The following is a 15,732-nucleotide window of genomic DNA, read 5'->3' as shown; positions in this document are numbered from 1 at the left end:
AAGGGCCCGACGTGAGGAAGCCCGGTGCCCTCGCGCTCGTCGTTCCCCTCGCCCTCGCCGGATCGGCCGGCTGCGGCACGACGGACGACAAGCCCGGCGGGGTCCCTTCCGCCGGCACGAGCACCTCCGCCGAGGCTGCGGACGCGTTGGAGCGGGTGTCCAGCGACCTCTACGACTTGATCGGTGTGAAGGGGAAGGCATCCGACAGCCGCGCCGGTGTCACGGAGTGCTCGGACAAGGACCCGGAGAAGTACTTCCGGGTGTTCCACCCGTGGACCTTCTATCCGGCGTCCGCCGCCGAGTTGGGCCGGGCCATGGAGCAGCTCAAGGAGGAGTTGCCGAAGCACGGTTGGAAAGTCGTCTCGTACGGGCCGGACACCAGCAGGAACAAGAACATGAACCTGGTCGCCGACAACGACGCGAAAAAGGCGAGCGTCAAGGTTGTGGAGATGGCGAAGAACGACCCACCCAAACTGAGCCTGACCGTCGTCTCCGGCTGCTACAAGACCCCGAACGGCACGAAGGTCGAGGAATTCTGACCACGGGCCGGGCGTCCTCGTGGGGCGGGTCGCCGCCCGGGAGGGGGCGGCTGCCGTGCGCGGTCAGCGGGTCACTGCGGCCCGTACTTCCGCCCCGTTCGGGACGAGACGGCCCCGAGCATTCCGCGCGGCACCAGCTTCGCCGCGCCCATCAGCACCTTGTAGCGCGGGTCCGGGATGGACAGGGTCTTGCCGCGGGCGAGGTCCTGCAGCGCGGCCGCCACCAGCTTGTCCGCGTCGAGCCACATCCACCCGGGGATGTTGTCCGTGCCCATGCCGGCCCGCTCGTGGAACTCGGTGCGGACGAACCCCGGGCACAGCGCCATCAGCCGCACCCCGCTGCCGGCCAGGTCCCGCGCCGCGCCCTGCGTGAACTGCACGACCCAGGCCTTGGAGGCGCCGTACGTGCCGCGCGGGACGAAGGCCGCGACCGAGGCGACGTTGACGACACCGCCGCGGCCCCGCTCCCGCATGGTCTCCGTCGCTGCCGCGGTCAGCCGCAGCACCGCCTCGCAGTGCACCTTCAGCATCCGCAGCTCATCGGTCATGGACACTTCGAGGAAGCGGCCCTTGTTGCCGAACCCGGCGTTGTTGACCAGCAGGTCGACGGGGCTCCTGCGGTCCCGGAGGCGGTCGGCGACCGTCTCGATGCCCTTGTCGTCCGCGAGGTCGGCCGTCAGCACCTCGGCCTCGATGCCGTGCCGGTCGTGCAGCTCGGTCGCCTGCTCCCGGAGCCGCTTGGTGTCCCGCGCCACCAGCACCAGGTTGTGCCCGTCGGCCGCCAGTCGCCGCGCGAACGCGGCTCCGATGCCTGCCGTCGATCCCGTAATCAGAGCCGTTGTCATGGCAGAAGCGTAGTGACCCGGATCCCGTGCGTCCGCTTGCCCGCGGGGCCGTCCGTGGCGAAGCCCCGCGCGGACCGGCGTGATGAGCCGCGGTCAGGAGCCGTACGCGTCCCGGTACTCACGGGCCGCCGTCAGCAGCTCGGGATGCAGCGCCTCGCCCGCGGCGAGCAGCCGGGGCAGCAGTGCCCGCTCGGTCGTCGCCGCCCGGAAGGCCAGCGCCACGGTCACGTCGTGCCCGGGCCGGTGCACGACCTCGACGGCGTCGCCCGCGCGGATCTCCCCGGGCGCGATCACCCGCAGGTACGCCCCGGGCGCACCGCGCTGCGTGAACCGCTTCACCCAGCCCTTCTCGTCCAGATGGCCCTGGAACGTACGGCACGGGATCCGCCCGGAGGTGATCTCCAGCACCACCTCGGGCCCGATCCGCCAGCGCTCCCCGATCAGCGCGCCGGACACGTCCAGGCCCCGGGTGGTGAGGTTCTCGCCGAACGCCCCGTCCGCCAGGGTGCGGCCCAGCTCGCGCTCCCACTCGTCCAGGTCCTCGCGGGCCATCGCGTACACGGCCTGGTCGTCGCCGCCGTGGTGCTGCAGCTTGCACACCGCGTCCCCGGCCAGCCCGCTCCCGCCGATCCCCTTCGGCCCGGGCGCGGACACCCGCACGGGACGGTCCACCGGCCTCTTGTCGATCCCGGTCACCCCTTCGGGGTTGTCGGTGTACGCGACTGCCTTCGCGCGGCCCAGGTTCACTGACAACAGCTCCATGCGCGCACGCTAGGCGAACGGCCCCCAAAGTGTCGACGCATTATTCGCTTCGTGGTCAAAGGGTCCCTTATCCTTGAAGCGTGATCGAAGCTCGCCACCTCCGCGTCCTGCGCGCCGTCGCGGCCACCGGCTCCTTCTCCGCCGCCGGCCGCGAGCTGGGCTGCACCCAGCCCGCGGTCAGCCAGCAGATGAAGGCCCTGGAGACCTCCGTGGGCACCCCGCTGCTGATCCGCGCCGGACGGGAGATGCGCCTGACCCAGGCCGGCGAGGCCCTCGTGCGGCACGCGGCCGGCATCCTCTCCGGGCTGACGGCCGCGGAGGAGGAGGTCGCCGCCATCGCCGGGCTGCGCGCGGGCCGGGTCCGGCTCGTCTCCTTCCCCAGCGGCAGCTCCACGCTCGTCCCCACCGCTCTCGCCGCCCTGCGCGCGGCCCACCCCGGTACCCGCGTCTCCCTGGAGGAGGCCGAACCCCCGGCGTCCGTGGGCCTGCTGCGCGAGGGCGACTGCGACGTGGCCCTCGCCTTCCGCTACGAGGGCGCCGCGGGTGCCGAGGAGTGGGACGACCTCGTCGTACGGCCCCTGCTGGCGGACCGGCTCGTCGCGCTCGTGCCGGAACGGCACCGGCTCGCGCAGGCGCAGTCCGTCGCCATCGGCGAACTCGCCGAGGAGCCCTGGATCGCCGGCTGCCCACGCTGCCGCGGCCAGCTGACCGAGGTGTGCGCGGCGGCCGGCTTCACCCCGCGCATCGACTTCGCCACCGACGACTACCCGGCCGTGGTCGGCCTGGTCGGCGCCGGCCTCGGTGTGGCCGTCCTGCCCCAGTTGGCCGTCGAGTCCGTACGGCCCCGGGGTGTGCGGACCGTGCGGCTGGAGCCGGCGGTGCGCCGGGAGATCGTCGCGCTGACCCTGCCCGATCTCGCCCAGGTCCCGGCGGTGGCGGCGACCCTCGACCAGCTGGCCCGGGCCGCCCGCCGCTGACACCTCCCCCCTGCGTCCAAAGACCAACGGCACGCGTGCGCGTGCCGATTAGAGAAACGTTCCTTCAGTTGTTCGAGGCGGTGTGCCCGCCCGATGCCGACGCCGACACCAGCCGGTTGCGCGCCCGCCCCATGAGTTCCTCGCGCTCGTCCTCGGTCAGGCCGCCCCACACGCCGTACGGCTCTCGCACCGCCAAGGCGTGAGCGGCGCACTCCGCGCGTACCGGGCACCTCATGCAGACCTCTTTGGCCGAGTTCTCGCGAGCGCTCCGAGCCGCACCGCGTTCGCCCTCCGGATGGAAGAAGAGCGAGCTGTCCACCCCGCGACAAGCAGCCAGCAGCTGCCAGTCCCACAGGTCCGCGTTCGGTCCGGGAAGGCGGGAGAAATCTGCCATTGCGTGACCCCTTGTAGCCGTCTTGGGCGGATCCGGTGTCTACGACCGTACAACTACGATCTAAGGAGATGAAAATATGACTCATTGCGAATCTAGCTCCAGACACTGGCAAAGCGGAAGAAATGGGTCTGAATGGGGCATAGGTTGTGATGAAAGTTCGCGGGTCTGCTGCGCATGTCTCCACCGTGTCCGCCCCCTCACGTAGAGTGCCGAAGATGGCGACCGCCCCCGTAACTCTTTCGAGTGACCGTCGTTGAGAGTGCGAGGCGGTTGAAGGAACAAGGGCTCGGGCGGGTGTCCGAGACGGTCGACCGCACAGGTGACGATTTCGTACCAGCCTGGAGGCTCAAGGTGACGCGCATCAGCTGCGGAGGGCGGCCATGACTTCCGTTCTCGTCTGCGACGACTCCCCGCTTGCCCGAGAGGCGCTCCGCCGTGCGGTCGCGACCGTGCCCGGCGTAGAGCGCGTGACGACGGCGGCCAACGGCGAGGAAGTCCTCCGCCGCTGGGGGGCCGACCGCTCGGACCTGATTCTGATGGACGTGCGCATGCCCGGACTGGGCGGCGTCGAGACGGTGCGGCGGCTGCTGTCCGCCGATCCCGGAGCGCGGATCATCATGCTCACCGTCGCCGAGGACCTGGACGGTGTGGCCCTCGCGGTCGCCGCCGGGGCCCGCGGCTATCTGCACAAGGACGCCTCCCGCGCCGAGCTGCGCGCGACGGTGACGCAGGCCCTGGCCGACCCGACCTGGCGGCTGGCCCCGCGCCGGCTGCGCTCGGCCGAGATGGGCGCCGCGCCCACGCTCACGGCCCGTGAGATCCAGGTCCTCGAGGGTATGAGCCACGGCCGCTCCAACGCGGAGATCGGACGCGAGCTGTTCCTCTCCGAGGACACGGTCAAGACCCACGCCCGGCGCCTGTTCAAGAAGCTCGGCGCCTCCGACCGGGCCCACGCCGTCGCGCTCGGCTTCCGGTGGGGTCTGGTGCGCTAGGGCCTGTCGTTCGGATCCGGCCGCAGAGAACCGACGGCATCGCGGCCGCGCCGGTGACGGGTTCCCGGCGCCGGCCGGAGAGCGGGGGCACGTGGCGGCCCCCGCGCGGGCCGCACCCGCGCAGGCAGGAGCCGGCCGCCGACGCCGGACGGGACTCCGGACCCCGGCCCGGTCCGGGCCGTGTGCCCGGCAGCCGGCCGCCGACGACCCACCTCCCCCGGATGATCCGAACGGCAGGCCCCGCCGGTGACCGCACAGGTCGCCGCGGTCGCGCTGCGGGCTGGGAACGCCAGGTCGGCAGGGGTGGGCCGGGCATCGGCCGGGAGCCCGCTGCTTGTTTCGCCGCGGATGCCGCATCCTTGAGGGTGTGGAGTTCCTCGGGGACGAGTCGGTCGAGCGGAAGGGGAGGGCGCAGGGGATGAGTTCCGGCGCACCTGCTCATAACGCTTCGGTGCACAACAACGGGCGCGGTGCCGCGGACCCTTCGGCCGCAGGGCACCATGGACCGATGCGTGACGACGAGGCGGCCCATGCCCAAGGGGCGATCGGCGCGCTCGTCCACCGCGCCGTCGACGGTGACGAGCAGGCCACGCACGACCTGCTCGCCCACGTCCACCCCCTGGCTCTGCGCTACTGCCGCACCCGGCTGTCGCGTCTGCCCGGAGACGCCCGGCACTTCGTCGAGGACCTCGCCCAGGAGGTCTGCGTGGCGGTGCTCCTCGCCCTGCCCCGCTACCGGGACACCGGGCGGCCCTTCGAGGCCTTCGTCTTCGCCATCGCCGCCCACAAGGTCGCCGACCTGCAGCGCGCGGCGATGCGGCACCCCGGTTCGACGGCCGTCCCGTCCGACGAGATGCCCGAGCGCCCGGACGACTCCCTGGGGCCGGAGGAGCGCGCCCTGCTCAGCAGCGACGCCGAGTGGGCCAAGAAACTGCTGGCCAACCTGCCGGAGAACCAGCGCGAGCTGCTGCTGCTGCGCATCGCGGTGGGCCTCACGGCGGAGGAGACCGGGCAGATGTTGGGAATGTCACCCGGCGCCGTGCGGGTGGCGCAGCACCGGGCGCTGAGCCGCCTGCGGGCGCTGGCCGAGCAGTAGTCCCGCCGAACTGCCGCCGGGTTGAACCGGCGGCGCACCGCTTCCGTACGAACATACGAAGCCCGGAGCAGGGTGGAACCGTGGAATGAGACAGCCCCGCTGCCCGTTAGCATGGACATCCGCACCGATCAAGGCCATTTGGGGAAGGTGTCATGACTGCCAACGTCGACGGAGTGCCCGGTAAATTCGCGACACTCGGGCTGACCTACGACGACGTGCTGCTGCTGCCGGGTGCATCGGAAGTGCTCCCCAACGCGGTCGACACCTCGTCCCGCATCTCCCGCAACGTCCGGGTCAACATCCCGCTGCTGTCCGCCGCCATGGACAAGGTCACCGAGTCGCGCATGGCGATCGCGATGGCCCGCCAGGGCGGCGTCGGCGTCCTGCACCGCAACCTGTCCATCGAGGACCAGGTCAACCAGGTCGACCTGGTGAAGCGGTCCGAGTCGGGCATGGTCACCGACCCGATCACGGTGCACCCGGACGCCACGCTCGGCGAGGCCGACGCCCTGTGCGCCAAGTTCCGCATCAGCGGCGTCCCCGTCACCGACGGCAACGGCAGGCTGCTCGGCATCGTCACCAACCGCGACATGGCCTTCGAGTCCGACCGCTCCCGCCAGGTGCGCGAGGTCATGACGCCGATGCCCCTGGTGACCGGCAAGGTCGGCATCTCCGGCCCGGACGCCATGGAGCTGCTGCGCCGGCACAAGATCGAGAAGCTGCCGCTGGTCGACGACGCGGGTGTCCTCAAGGGCCTCATCACGGTCAAGGACTTCGTCAAGGCCGAGCAGTACCCGAACGCGGCCAAGGACGCCGAGGGCCGGCTGATCGTCGGCGCCGCCGTGGGCGCCAGCCCCGAGGCCCTGGAGCGCGCCCAGGCGCTCGCCGCGGCCGGTGTGGACTTCCTGGTCGTCGACACCTCGCACGGCCACAACAGCAACGCCCTCAGCTGGATGTCGAAGATCAAGTCGAGCGTCGGCGTCGACGTGATCGGCGGCAACGTCGCCACGCGCGACGGCGCCCAGGCGCTGATCGACGCCGGTGTCGACGGCATCAAGGTCGGCGTCGGCCCCGGTTCCATCTGCACCACCCGCGTGGTCGCCGGCATCGGTGTCCCGCAGGTCACCGCCATCTACGAGGCGTCCCTCGCCGCGCGTGCGGCCGGTGTGCCGCTGATCGGCGACGGCGGCCTGCAGTACTCGGGCGACATCGGCAAGGCGCTCGCCGCCGGTGCCGACACGGTCATGCTGGGCAGCCTCCTGGCCGGCTGTGAGGAGTCCCCGGGCGAGCTGCAGTTCATCAACGGCAAGCAGTTCAAGTCCTATCGCGGCATGGGCTCGCTCGGCGCGATGCAGTCCCGCGGCCAGGGCAGGTCGTACTCGAAGGACCGCTACTTCCAGGCCGAGGTCGCCTCCGACGACAAGCTCGTGCCCGAGGGCATCGAGGGCCAGGTGCCCTACCGCGGCCCGCTGGCCAACGTGCTGCACCAGCTCGTCGGCGGTCTGCGCCAGACCATGGGCTACGTGGGCGCCGCCACCATCGAGGAGATGGAGTCCAAGGGCCGCTTCGTCCGCATCACGTCGGCGGGTCTCAAGGAGAGCCACCCGCACGACATCCAGATGACCGTCGAGGCGCCGAACTACAGCCGCAGCAAGTAGCGGCCCGGCCTTCCGAGGGCGGCTCCGGGGCATCCGGGGCCGCCCTCGTCGTGCCCGTCGGCGATACTGGAAGACGCTGCAACGCATCAGGGAAAGGCCACAGACGTGACTGAGATCGAGATCGGGCGCGGCAAGCGCGGCCGCCGGGCGTACGCCTTCGACGACATCGCCGTCGTCCCCAGCCGCCGTACGCGGGACCCGAAGGAGGTCTCGATCGCCTGGCAGATCGACGCCTACCGCTTCGAGCTCCCCTTCCTGGCCGCCCCCATGGACTCGGTCGTCTCCCCGGCCACCGCGATCCGCATCGGCGAGCTCGGCGGCCTCGGCGTGCTGAACCTCGAGGGCCTGTGGACGCGCTACGAGGACCCGCAGCCGCTGCTCGACGAGATCACCGGCCTGGACGCGGAGACCGCGACCCGGCGCCTGCAGGAGATCTACGCGGCCCCCATCAAGGAGGAGCTGATCGGGCAGCGCATCAAGGAGGTGCGCGACTCCGGCGTCGTCACCGCCGCCGCGCTCTCCCCGCAGCGCACCGCCCAGTTCTCCAAGGCGGTCGTGGACGCGGGTGTGGACATCTTCGTCATCCGCGGTACGACGGTCTCCGCCGAGCACGTCTCCGGCGCGCACGAGCCGCTGAACCTGAAGCAGTTCATCTACGAGCTCGACGTCCCGGTGATCGTCGGCGGCTGCGCCACCTACACGGCGGCCCTGCACCTGATGCGCACCGGCGCGGCCGGCGTGCTGGTCGGCTTCGGCGGCGGCGCCGCGCACACCACGCGCAACGTGCTCGGCATCCAGGTCCCCATGGCGACGGCGGTCGCCGACGTGGCCGCGGCCCGCCGCGACTACATGGACGAGTCGGGCGGCCGGTACGTGCACGTGATCGCCGACGGCGGTGTCGGCTGGTCCGGCGACCTGCCCAAGGCGATCGCCTGCGGCGCGGACTCGGTCATGATGGGCTCCCCGCTGGCCCGGGCCACCGACGCGCCGGGCAAGGGCCACCACTGGGGCATGGAGGCGGTGAACGAGGAGCTGCCGCGCGGCAAGAAGGTCGCCCTCGGCACCGTCGGCACCCTGGAGGAGATCCTCACGGGCCCGTCCCACACGCCCGACGGCTCGATGAACCTCTTCGGCGCCCTGCGACGCGCGATGGCCACGACCGGCTACAGCGAGCTGAAGGAGTTCCAGCGCGTCGAGGTCACGGTGGCGGACTCGCAGCACCGGCGGTAACGCACTCGGCTGGAGAAGGGCCTGGTCACTCGGGGAGTGGCCGGGCCCTTCCGCATGCCCGGGCGGCTCGGCCGGGGCGCTGGTCGTCGCTGGGGGGCGCACGGTTGCCTTCGGGCCGTTCGGGGCCGTGCGGGGGGTGGCGCGCCGATCGTGTCCGTGATCGGCGCCCCGGTTCTTCTGGGGGCCCCTTCCAAGGACATGGTCCGGACCCCGCCCTCGGGGCCCGGCCCGACACCGACGAGCCGTTCACCGGGCCATTGGGCGGCGTCGTGGAAGGGGGCGCCTAGGGGTCGCCACCGCAAGCCCAGCCGCTGGGACCGACTCCGTCTTCGGACGGTGCAGTGCCGGAGGCGGTGGATCTTGCGGCTCTTCGGATGGTGAGCGGCCGCCCCCACAAGAACTAGGGGCGGACGCTCCGTGATCCATCCAGGAGCCTGCCGCAGTGGCCGCTGCGGTGGGCTCCGTCTGTTTTCACAAGGTACCCGGGCCGGGTGCCGCATGCCGGCAGTCCTGCGGCTGTCGCACCCCACGCGCCCCTCTTCACAACCGGTGCGCCGCCCCCGTCGGGGCCGCGCCCCGCGTGTCGAGGAGCAGCTGCGCCTTCACCGACAGGCCCTGGAGGTCGTAGGTGCGGTGCTGCTGGAGCAGGATGGTCAGGTCCGCGTCCGCTGCCGCCTCGTAGAGCGAGTCCGCGCGCGGGACCGGGTGGTCCTGGACGCTCCAGGCGGGGACGTACGGGTCGTGGTAGCTGACCGCCGCGCCGAGTTCGCGCAGGCGCTGGGCGATCTCCCGGGCCGGGGTGCCCTCGAGGTCGGCGAGGTCGGGCTTGTAGGTGACGCCGAGGAGGAGCACGCGGGCGCCCCGGGCCGACTTGCCGTGCTCGTTGAGAAGCGCGGCGGCGCGCTGGACGACGTAGCCGGGCATGCGGTCGTTGACCTGCCGGGCCAGTTCCACCATGCGCAGGCCGCGGCCGCCGAGGGCGGTCAGGTCCTGCGGGACGGAGTGCCCGCCGACGCCGGGGCCCGGGCGGAAGGCCTGGAAGCCGAACGGTTTGGTCTCCGCGCAGCGGACGACGTCCCACAGGTCGACGCCCAGGTCGTGGCAGAGGACGGCCATCTCGTTGACGAGGGCGATGTTCACGTGCCGGTAGTTGGACTCCAGCAGGTGCACGGTCTCCGCCTCGCGGGTGCCACGCGCGCGTACCACCTTGTCGGTCAGCCGTCCGTAGAAGGCCGCGGCCGACTCGGTGCAGGCCGGGGTGAGGCCGCCGATGACCCGGGGGGTGGTGGCGGGGGTGACGTCGCGGTTGCCGGGGTCGATCCGGCTGGGGGAGTAGGCCAGGTGGAAGTCCCGTCCCGCGCGCAGCCCGGAGCCCTCCTCGAGCAGCGGCCGCAGGAAGTCCTCCGTCGTCCCGGGGTGCACGGGGGACTCCAGGATCACCGTGGTGTGCGGGCGCAGGTGCGCGGCCAGGGTGCGGGCGGCGGCCTCCAGCCGGCCGAGGTCGAACCCGCCGTCCGTTCCGGGCGGGGTCGGCACGCACAGGACCGCGGTGCGCACCCGGCCGAGCTCCGCCGGGTCGGTGATGGGCCGGAAGCCTCCCGAGAGCAGCCGGCGCAGTTCCGCGGGGCTGAGCGAGCCGGCGTCGGGGCCCGTCCGGTAGCCGATGGTGGGGATGCCGGCGGCGACGGCGGCCTGAGCCAGGGGCAGGCCGTACGGGCCGGGTCCGATCACGGCGAGATCTGCGGGCATGGCGGTGGCCGTCCTTCCCGATAGCCGAAGTGGGACAGGGGCGCAAGCCCTGTGGACAGGACGGGCGAGCGCAATGTCAGACTAGGAGTAAATATGACCGTTATGTGGGATTGGTCGGCCGAGTTTCGGTGAGTGTTCCGCGGACGTTGTCCACAGGCTGAGGATCCGTGGTGGCTGAAGTCGGGCAACCCGGTCAGAATTTGGGCATGGGGGAACGGACGGGGTTGTGCCCGACGGGTGCGGCCGGTGCGACCGAAGAACGCGGGAGGCAGCGGTGAGGACAGCGACACTCGGACCGGCGCAGCGCGCCGAGTCCCTCGCATCTATGGCCGAGCGTGAGCTGGACGTGCTGGTCGTCGGCGCAGGCGTGGTCGGTGCGGGCACCGCGCTCGACGCGGTCACCAGAGGCCTGTCCACGGGCCTGGTCGAGGCCCGCGACTGGGCGTCGGGCACCTCCAGCCGGTCCAGCAAGCTGATCCACGGCGGCCTGCGCTACCTGGAGATGCTCGACTTCGCTCTGGTCAGGGAGGCGCTGAAGGAGCGCGGCCTGCTGCTGGAGCGGCTCGCCCCGCACCTGGTGAAGCCCGTCCCGTTCCTGTACCCGCTCCAGCACAAGGGCTGGGAGCGGCTGTACGCCGGGTCGGGCGTCGCGATGTACGACGCCATGTCGATGGCCCGCGGGCACGGGCGCGGCCTGCCGATGCACCGTCACCTGACGCGCTCTCACGCCCTGCGGGTGGCGCCCTGCTTGAAGAAGGACGCGCTGGTCGGGGCATTGCAGTACTACGACGCCCAGATGGACGACGCCCGCTACGTGGCGACCCTGGTGCGCACGGCGGTGGCGTACGGCGCCAAGGCGGCCAACCGCGCCCGGGTGACGGGCTTCCTGCGCGAGGGCGAGCGGGTCGTCGGCGCCAGGGTGCAGGATGTCGAGGGCGGCGGCGAGTACGAGATCCGCGCCAAGCAGGTCGTCAACGCCACCGGCGTGTGGACCGACGACACCCAGGCCATGGTCGGCGAACGGGGGCAGTTCCACGTCCGCGCGTCCAAGGGCATCCACCTGGTCGTGCCGCGCGACCGCATCCACTCCACGACCGGGCTGATCCTGCGCACCGAGAAGTCGGTGCTGTTCGTCATCCCCTGGGGCCGGCACTGGATCGTCGGCACCACGGACACCGAGTGGGACCTCGACAAGGCCCACCCGGCCGCCTCCAGCGCCGACATCGACTACCTGCTGGAGCACGTGAACTCGGTGCTCGCGGTGCCGCTCACCCGGGACGACGTCCAGGGCGTGTACGCGGGACTGCGGCCGCTGCTCGCGGGCGAGTCGGACGCCACCAGCAAGCTGTCGCGCGAGCACACCGTGGCGCACCCGGTGCCGGGGCTGGTCGTCGTGGCGGGCGGCAAGTACACCACCTACCGGGTCATGGCCAAGGACGCGGTGGACGAGGCGGTGCACGGACTCGACCTGCGCGTCGCCGAGTGCGTCACGGAGGAGGTGCCCCTGCTGGGAGCCGAGGGCTACCGCGCCCTGTGGAACGCCCGGGCACGGATCGCCGCCCGGACCGGACTGCACGTGGTGCGCGTGGAGCACCTGCTGAACCGGTACGGGGCGCTGACCGAGGAGCTCCTCGACCTCATCGCCGAGGACCCGTCCCTGGGCGAGCCCCTGCCGGCGGCGGACGACTACCTGCGCGCCGAGATCGTCTACGCGGCCTCGCACGAGGGCGCACGGCACCTGGACGACGTGCTGACGCGGCGGACCCGCATCTCGATCGAGACCTTCGACCGGGGGACGCGCAGCGCCCGGGCCGCCGCCGAGCTGATGGCCCCGGTCCTCGGCTGGGACAAGGACCAGATCGAGCGCGAGGTGCAGCACTACGAGAAGCGGGTGGAGGCCGAGCGGGAGTCGCAGCGCCAGCCCGACGACCTCACGGCGGACGCGGCCCGGCTCGGAGCACCGGACATCGTGCCGCTGTGACACCCCCGGCGGCCGGCCCCGGGCCCGCCGCGCATCACCCGAACGAGTGTCGGGGAGCGGGATCTCCGTTCGGGAGCGGGTCGTTCTACGAGGTGCGGGGGCAGAACTCGGCCGCGAGCATCGCGGGTTCGAGGCCGGGATCGGTCAACGCGTCGGTGTTCACGCGGAAGGTGAGGACACGCCGGCCGTCGACGGTGACTGCGGTGCGCACGTAGCTGCCGGATATGCGCCCGTTGTGCCCCCACACCGTGAGACCGCAGGGCAGTCTCTCGGGGAACAGGCCCATGCCGTACGCGCCATGTGCGGCACGGGTGTCGAGCATCTCGCGCAGCAGGCGCGGGGGCAGCAGCCGGCCGCCCAGCAGGGCCGCGTAGAAGCGGTCCAGGTCGGCGAGCGTCGTCACGATCTCACCCGCGGCTCCGGCCACCCGCGGATCGAGTCGGGTGACGTCGGCCCCGTCGGCCGCGTAGGCGCGGCCGTGCGGGGCCGGCAGGCGGGAGCGGGATCCGGGGAAGGAGGTGCCGGTCAGGCGCAGCGGGGTGAGGATGCGGCGTTCGGTCTCGGCGGCGTACGAGCGGCCGGTGACCTGCTCGACGACCAGGCCGAGCAGGACGTAGTTGGTGTTGGAGTACGAGAAGCGGCCGCGTGCGGCCGGAGGGTGGGTGAGTGCGATGCGTACGGCCTGACGGGGCGTGACGGGGACCGTCCCGCGGGTGTCCGCGGTGAAGTCGTACAGGCCGCTGGTGTGGGTGAGCAGGGAGCGCAGGGTCAGCGCGCGGCCGTCGTTGCCCGCTCCCCGCACCAGTCCGGGCAGGTGCCGCTCCACGGTGTCGGACAGCGACAGCCGGTGCTCGGCGGCCAGTTGCAGGACGACCGTGGCGACGAACGTCTTGGTGACGCTGCCGGCACGGAAGTGGTCGGAGCGGTCGATCCCGGTCCCCGCCCGGGCAAAGCGGGTGGTGCCGCCCTCCTGGGCCAGCAGGGCGGCGGCCGGTGCTCCGCCCCGGGTCACGAGCAGCGGCAGGACGGAGTCCGTGGGCGCCGCCGGAAGGGCGGAGGAGTCGGCCGGAAGCAGCGCGAGGAGGGCTGCGGCCACCGGCAGCGCAGGCCAGGTCCGGATCGGCGGCATTCGGACTCCTCACTGGTCGGTGGCCCATCATGCAAGGTGGCGCGCCGGGTGCCGCACCCGGGTTCGCGCCCGGCGGGGACCCGAGCCCGGAGCACTGAGCCCCTGGGGACGGGGCACTTGTCGGGTGAGGGACAATGGAGGCTCTGTCAGGGCGGGTTGTATGAGGGGACGCATGTCGGAGGCGGAGCGGGCGGGCACATCTCGTCAGGACACTCGTCAGGACAACAGGGAGCGTCTCCTCGCGGGGCGCTACCGGCTGGGCAAGGTGCTCGGCCGCGGCGGCATGGGCACCGTGTGGCGGGCCGAGGACGAAACCCTCGGCCGGACGGTCGCCGTCAAGGAACTGCGCTTCCCGACGAGCATCGACGAGGAGGAGAAGCGGCGGCTGATCACCCGCACGCTGCGCGAGGCCAAGGCGATCGCGCGGATCCGGAACACCAGCGCCGTCACGGTCTACGACGTCGTCCAGGAGGACGACCGGCCCTGGATCGTCATGGAACTCGTCGAGGGCAAGTCGCTCGCCGAGGTCATCCGGGAGGACGGCCTCCTCGACCCCAGGCGTGCCGCGGAGGTCGGGCTCGCCGTCCTGGACGTGCTGCGCTCGGCGCACCGCGAGGGCATCCTGCACCGCGACGTGAAGCCGTCGAACGTGCTGATCTCCGAGGACGGCCGGGTCGTGCTCACCGACTTCGGCATCGCGCAGGTCGAGGGCGACCCGTCCATCACCTCGACCGGCATGCTCGTCGGCGCGCCCTCCTACATCTCCCCGGAGCGGGCCCGCGGGCACAAGCCCGGCCCGGCGGCCGACCTGTGGTCGCTCGGCGGGCTGCTGTACGCGGCGGTCGAGGGCGCCCCGCCGTACGACAAGGGGTCGGCCATAGCGACCCTCACGGCTGTGATGACCGAGCCGCTGGAGGAGCCGAAGAACGCCGGCCCGCTCAGGGACGTCATCCACGGGCTGCTCACCAAGGACCCGGCCCAGCGGCTCGACGACGCGGGCGCGCGGGCGATGCTCAACTCCGTCCTGCGCGCGCCCGGCAAGACGGGGGCCGAGCCGTTGGACGCGACGAAGGTCGTGCCGCTGCCCGCGCAGCCCGACCGCTCCTCGCGCAAGGCGAGCGCGGCCGGAGCGGGGAGCAAGCGGGGCGAGGAGGCCGGGGAGCGGCTGCGCGGGGCGCTGCGGTCCGTGCGCAAGGCCGCTGCGGGACCGGCCGCCGCCGCCACCGCCGGGTCCGGGGAGACGGCCGTCTCCTCCTCGGCGTCGGACAGCGGTACCGGAGCGGCCCGTACCGGTGCCACGGGTTCCGGCGCGTCCCCGGCGGCGAAGTCCGGCACGGGGGCCGAGGCCGGGGCCGGTGACAAGGGCGCGAAGCCGGCGTCCGGCGGCCGGAGTTCCGGCTGGCCCGTGATGCCGCCGCCGGACCTGCCGGCACGGCCCGCGCCGCCCCGGGCGTCGCTCACCGACGTGGTGCCGCGGCGCACCCTGGTGATCATCGCGGTGGTCGTGGCGCTGGCCGTGGTCGCGGCCGTCGTCGCCATCGTCCTCGGCGGCGACGACAAGGGCTCCGACGGCGCCTCGGGCGACCGCGGAGGCAAGCCCGCCGCCAGCGCGCCGGGCAGCGGCGACACCAAGGGCGACGACAAGGGCGGCACCGGCACGGACGGAGAGCAGACCGGGCCCGCTTCCTCGGCACCCGCCTCCGGCGACTCGTCCGGTGACACCTCCGACGACTCCTCCGGCAAGGGCTCCGGCAAGGGCTCCGGTTCGGGCGGCTCCGCGGACAAGGGCAGCACGGCGGTCTCCGAGCACCAGGGCAACCAGGGGTACTCCATCGGCCTGCCGAAGGGCTGGAAGTACACCACGACGGGTGCCGCCGGAGACCGGTTCACCGGCCCCGACGGGCAGAAGCTGCTCATCGCCTGGACGTCCACGCCCAAGGGCGACCCGGTCGCGGACTGGCGCAACCAGGAGCGCTACATGCGGCGCGCCCAGTACGACAAGATCCGCATAGAGGAGGTGGACTACCGCGGCTGGAAGACGGCCGACTGGGAGTTCACCTACGCGGAGGGCGGTACGAAGTACCGGACGATCGACCGGGGTTTCGTCGTCGACGACCGGCAGGGGTACGCACTGATGTACACGGCGAAGGCGGCCGACTGGGACGGCAAGCTGCGCAAGGACACCTGGCGGACGCTGACCACGAGCTTCGAACCCAAGTCCTGAGCATGGGCCGCCCGCGGTTCGGGGAGGCGCGGTTCGGGGAGGCAGATCTGGCATCCCCACGCTGCGGGTTGCCCGTGGCACGTATCGTGAATGTTTGCGGACCGTGCGCAGCCGGAACGGACCGTGAGGCGAACGGATGTGACCGACCGGGCTGCC

13 protein-coding genes are annotated in these 15,732 nt (G+C 72.3%); 8 read left to right on the top strand and 5 right to left on the bottom strand.

All coding sequences use genetic code 11. The annotated features are described in order from the left end of the window. The first annotated feature begins 11 nt into the window (after window positions 1–11). Window positions 12–539: a hypothetical protein gene (locus tag ACH4C6_RS04460; RefSeq protein ID WP_398107010.1), complete on the top strand. Its 528-nt coding sequence runs from the start codon at window positions 12–14 to the stop codon at window positions 537–539. 71 nt (window positions 540–610) lie between these two features. Here ACH4C6_RS04460 and ACH4C6_RS04455 read toward each other — a convergent pair whose 3' ends face one another. Next, a complete protein-coding gene (locus tag ACH4C6_RS04455; RefSeq protein ID WP_398107009.1) occupies window positions 611–1,384 on the bottom strand; it encodes an SDR family NAD(P)-dependent oxidoreductase in 774 nt (257 codons plus the stop codon). 93 nt (window positions 1,385–1,477) lie between these two features. Continuing rightward, entirely contained in the window at window positions 1,478–2,146 is a 669-nt protein-coding gene (locus ACH4C6_RS04450) for an MOSC domain-containing protein (RefSeq protein WP_398107008.1), read from the bottom strand. An 80-nt stretch (window positions 2,147–2,226) separates the two neighbouring features. Between ACH4C6_RS04450 and ACH4C6_RS04445 the strand changes: the two genes are divergently transcribed. Further along, window positions 2,227–3,123: a LysR family transcriptional regulator gene (locus ACH4C6_RS04445; protein ID WP_398107007.1), complete on the top strand. Its 897-nt coding sequence runs from the start codon at window positions 2,227–2,229 to the stop codon at window positions 3,121–3,123. Window positions 3,124–3,187: 64 nt separating this feature from the next. Here ACH4C6_RS04445 and ACH4C6_RS04440 read toward each other — a convergent pair whose 3' ends face one another. Continuing rightward, window positions 3,188–3,517, bottom strand: a complete 330-nt coding sequence (locus ACH4C6_RS04440) for a WhiB family transcriptional regulator (RefSeq protein WP_004927066.1) — start codon at window positions 3,515–3,517, stop codon at window positions 3,188–3,190. Window positions 3,518–3,897: 380 nt separating this feature from the next. Here ACH4C6_RS04440 and ACH4C6_RS04435 point away from each other — a divergent pair, with 380 nt between their 5' ends. From ACH4C6_RS04435 to ACH4C6_RS04420, 4 genes are all read left to right on the top strand, one after another. Continuing rightward, complete coding sequence (locus ACH4C6_RS04435) at window positions 3,898–4,509, top strand: response regulator transcription factor (protein ID WP_003948568.1); 612 nt, start codon at window positions 3,898–3,900, stop codon at window positions 4,507–4,509. Between the two features lie 508 nt (window positions 4,510–5,017). Next, window positions 5,018–5,605 (top strand): sigma-70 family RNA polymerase sigma factor, encoded by a 588-nt coding sequence (locus ACH4C6_RS04430; RefSeq protein WP_033311556.1) that lies wholly within the window; start codon window positions 5,018–5,020, stop codon window positions 5,603–5,605. Between the two features lie 152 nt (window positions 5,606–5,757). Next, entirely contained in the window at window positions 5,758–7,263 is a 1,506-nt protein-coding gene (guaB, locus tag ACH4C6_RS04425; RefSeq protein WP_398107006.1) for an IMP dehydrogenase, read from the top strand. A gap of 105 nt (window positions 7,264–7,368) precedes the next feature. After that, window positions 7,369–8,493 (top strand): GuaB3 family IMP dehydrogenase-related protein, encoded by a 1,125-nt coding sequence (locus ACH4C6_RS04420; RefSeq protein WP_398107005.1) that lies wholly within the window; start codon window positions 7,369–7,371, stop codon window positions 8,491–8,493. Between the two features lie 540 nt (window positions 8,494–9,033). Here the strand turns inward: ACH4C6_RS04420 and ACH4C6_RS04415 are convergent. Beyond that, complete coding sequence (locus ACH4C6_RS04415; protein ID WP_398107004.1) at window positions 9,034–10,242, bottom strand: nucleotide sugar dehydrogenase; 1,209 nt, start codon at window positions 10,240–10,242, stop codon at window positions 9,034–9,036. Between the two features lie 274 nt (window positions 10,243–10,516). On the opposite strand from ACH4C6_RS04415, the gene ACH4C6_RS04410 reads away from it, so the two are divergent. Beyond that, window positions 10,517–12,223 (top strand): glycerol-3-phosphate dehydrogenase/oxidase, encoded by a 1,707-nt coding sequence (locus tag ACH4C6_RS04410; protein WP_398107003.1) that lies wholly within the window; start codon window positions 10,517–10,519, stop codon window positions 12,221–12,223. An 85-nt stretch (window positions 12,224–12,308) separates the two neighbouring features. On the opposite strand, the gene ACH4C6_RS04405 is transcribed toward ACH4C6_RS04410, so the two are convergent. Beyond that, entirely contained in the window at window positions 12,309–13,352 is a 1,044-nt protein-coding gene (locus ACH4C6_RS04405) for a serine hydrolase domain-containing protein (protein WP_398107002.1), read from the bottom strand. Between the two features lie 172 nt (window positions 13,353–13,524). On the opposite strand from ACH4C6_RS04405, the gene ACH4C6_RS04400 reads away from it, so the two are divergent. Further along, window positions 13,525–15,576 (top strand): protein kinase, encoded by a 2,052-nt coding sequence (locus ACH4C6_RS04400; RefSeq protein ID WP_398107001.1) that lies wholly within the window; start codon window positions 13,525–13,527, stop codon window positions 15,574–15,576. The last annotated feature ends 156 nt before the right edge of the window (window positions 15,577–15,732 follow it).

Origin of the sequence: Streptomyces sp. NPDC017943, assembly GCF_044328425.1 — a bacterium.
GTDB classification, from domain to species: domain Bacteria; phylum Actinomycetota; class Actinomycetes; order Streptomycetales; family Streptomycetaceae; genus Streptomyces; species Streptomyces djakartensis_A.
The sequence above is the reverse complement of the archived record's forward strand: the minus strand, read 5'-3'. Positions and strand labels throughout refer to the sequence as shown.

Coding starts and splice junctions, on each gene's coding strand:
- ACH4C6_RS04455 (WP_398107009.1), bottom strand. CDS start 1,384: ATGACAACGGCTCTGATTACGGGATCGACGGCAGGCATCGGAGCCGCG.
- ACH4C6_RS04405 (WP_398107002.1), bottom strand. CDS start 13,352: ATGCCGCCGATCCGGACCTGGCCTGCGCTGCCGGTGGCCGCAGCCCTC.
- ACH4C6_RS04440 (WP_004927066.1), bottom strand. CDS start 3,517: ATGGCAGATTTCTCCCGCCTTCCCGGACCGAACGCGGACCTGTGGGAC.
- ACH4C6_RS04435 (WP_003948568.1), top strand. CDS start 3,898: ATGACTTCCGTTCTCGTCTGCGACGACTCCCCGCTTGCCCGAGAGGCG.
- ACH4C6_RS04400 (WP_398107001.1), top strand. CDS start 13,525: ATGTCGGAGGCGGAGCGGGCGGGCACATCTCGTCAGGACACTCGTCAG.
- ACH4C6_RS04450 (WP_398107008.1), bottom strand. CDS start 2,146: ATGGAGCTGTTGTCAGTGAACCTGGGCCGCGCGAAGGCAGTCGCGTAC.
- ACH4C6_RS04415 (WP_398107004.1), bottom strand. CDS start 10,242: ATGCCCGCAGATCTCGCCGTGATCGGACCCGGCCCGTACGGCCTGCCC.
- guaB (WP_398107006.1), top strand. CDS start 5,758: ATGACTGCCAACGTCGACGGAGTGCCCGGTAAATTCGCGACACTCGGG.
- ACH4C6_RS04430 (WP_033311556.1), top strand. CDS start 5,018: ATGCGTGACGACGAGGCGGCCCATGCCCAAGGGGCGATCGGCGCGCTC.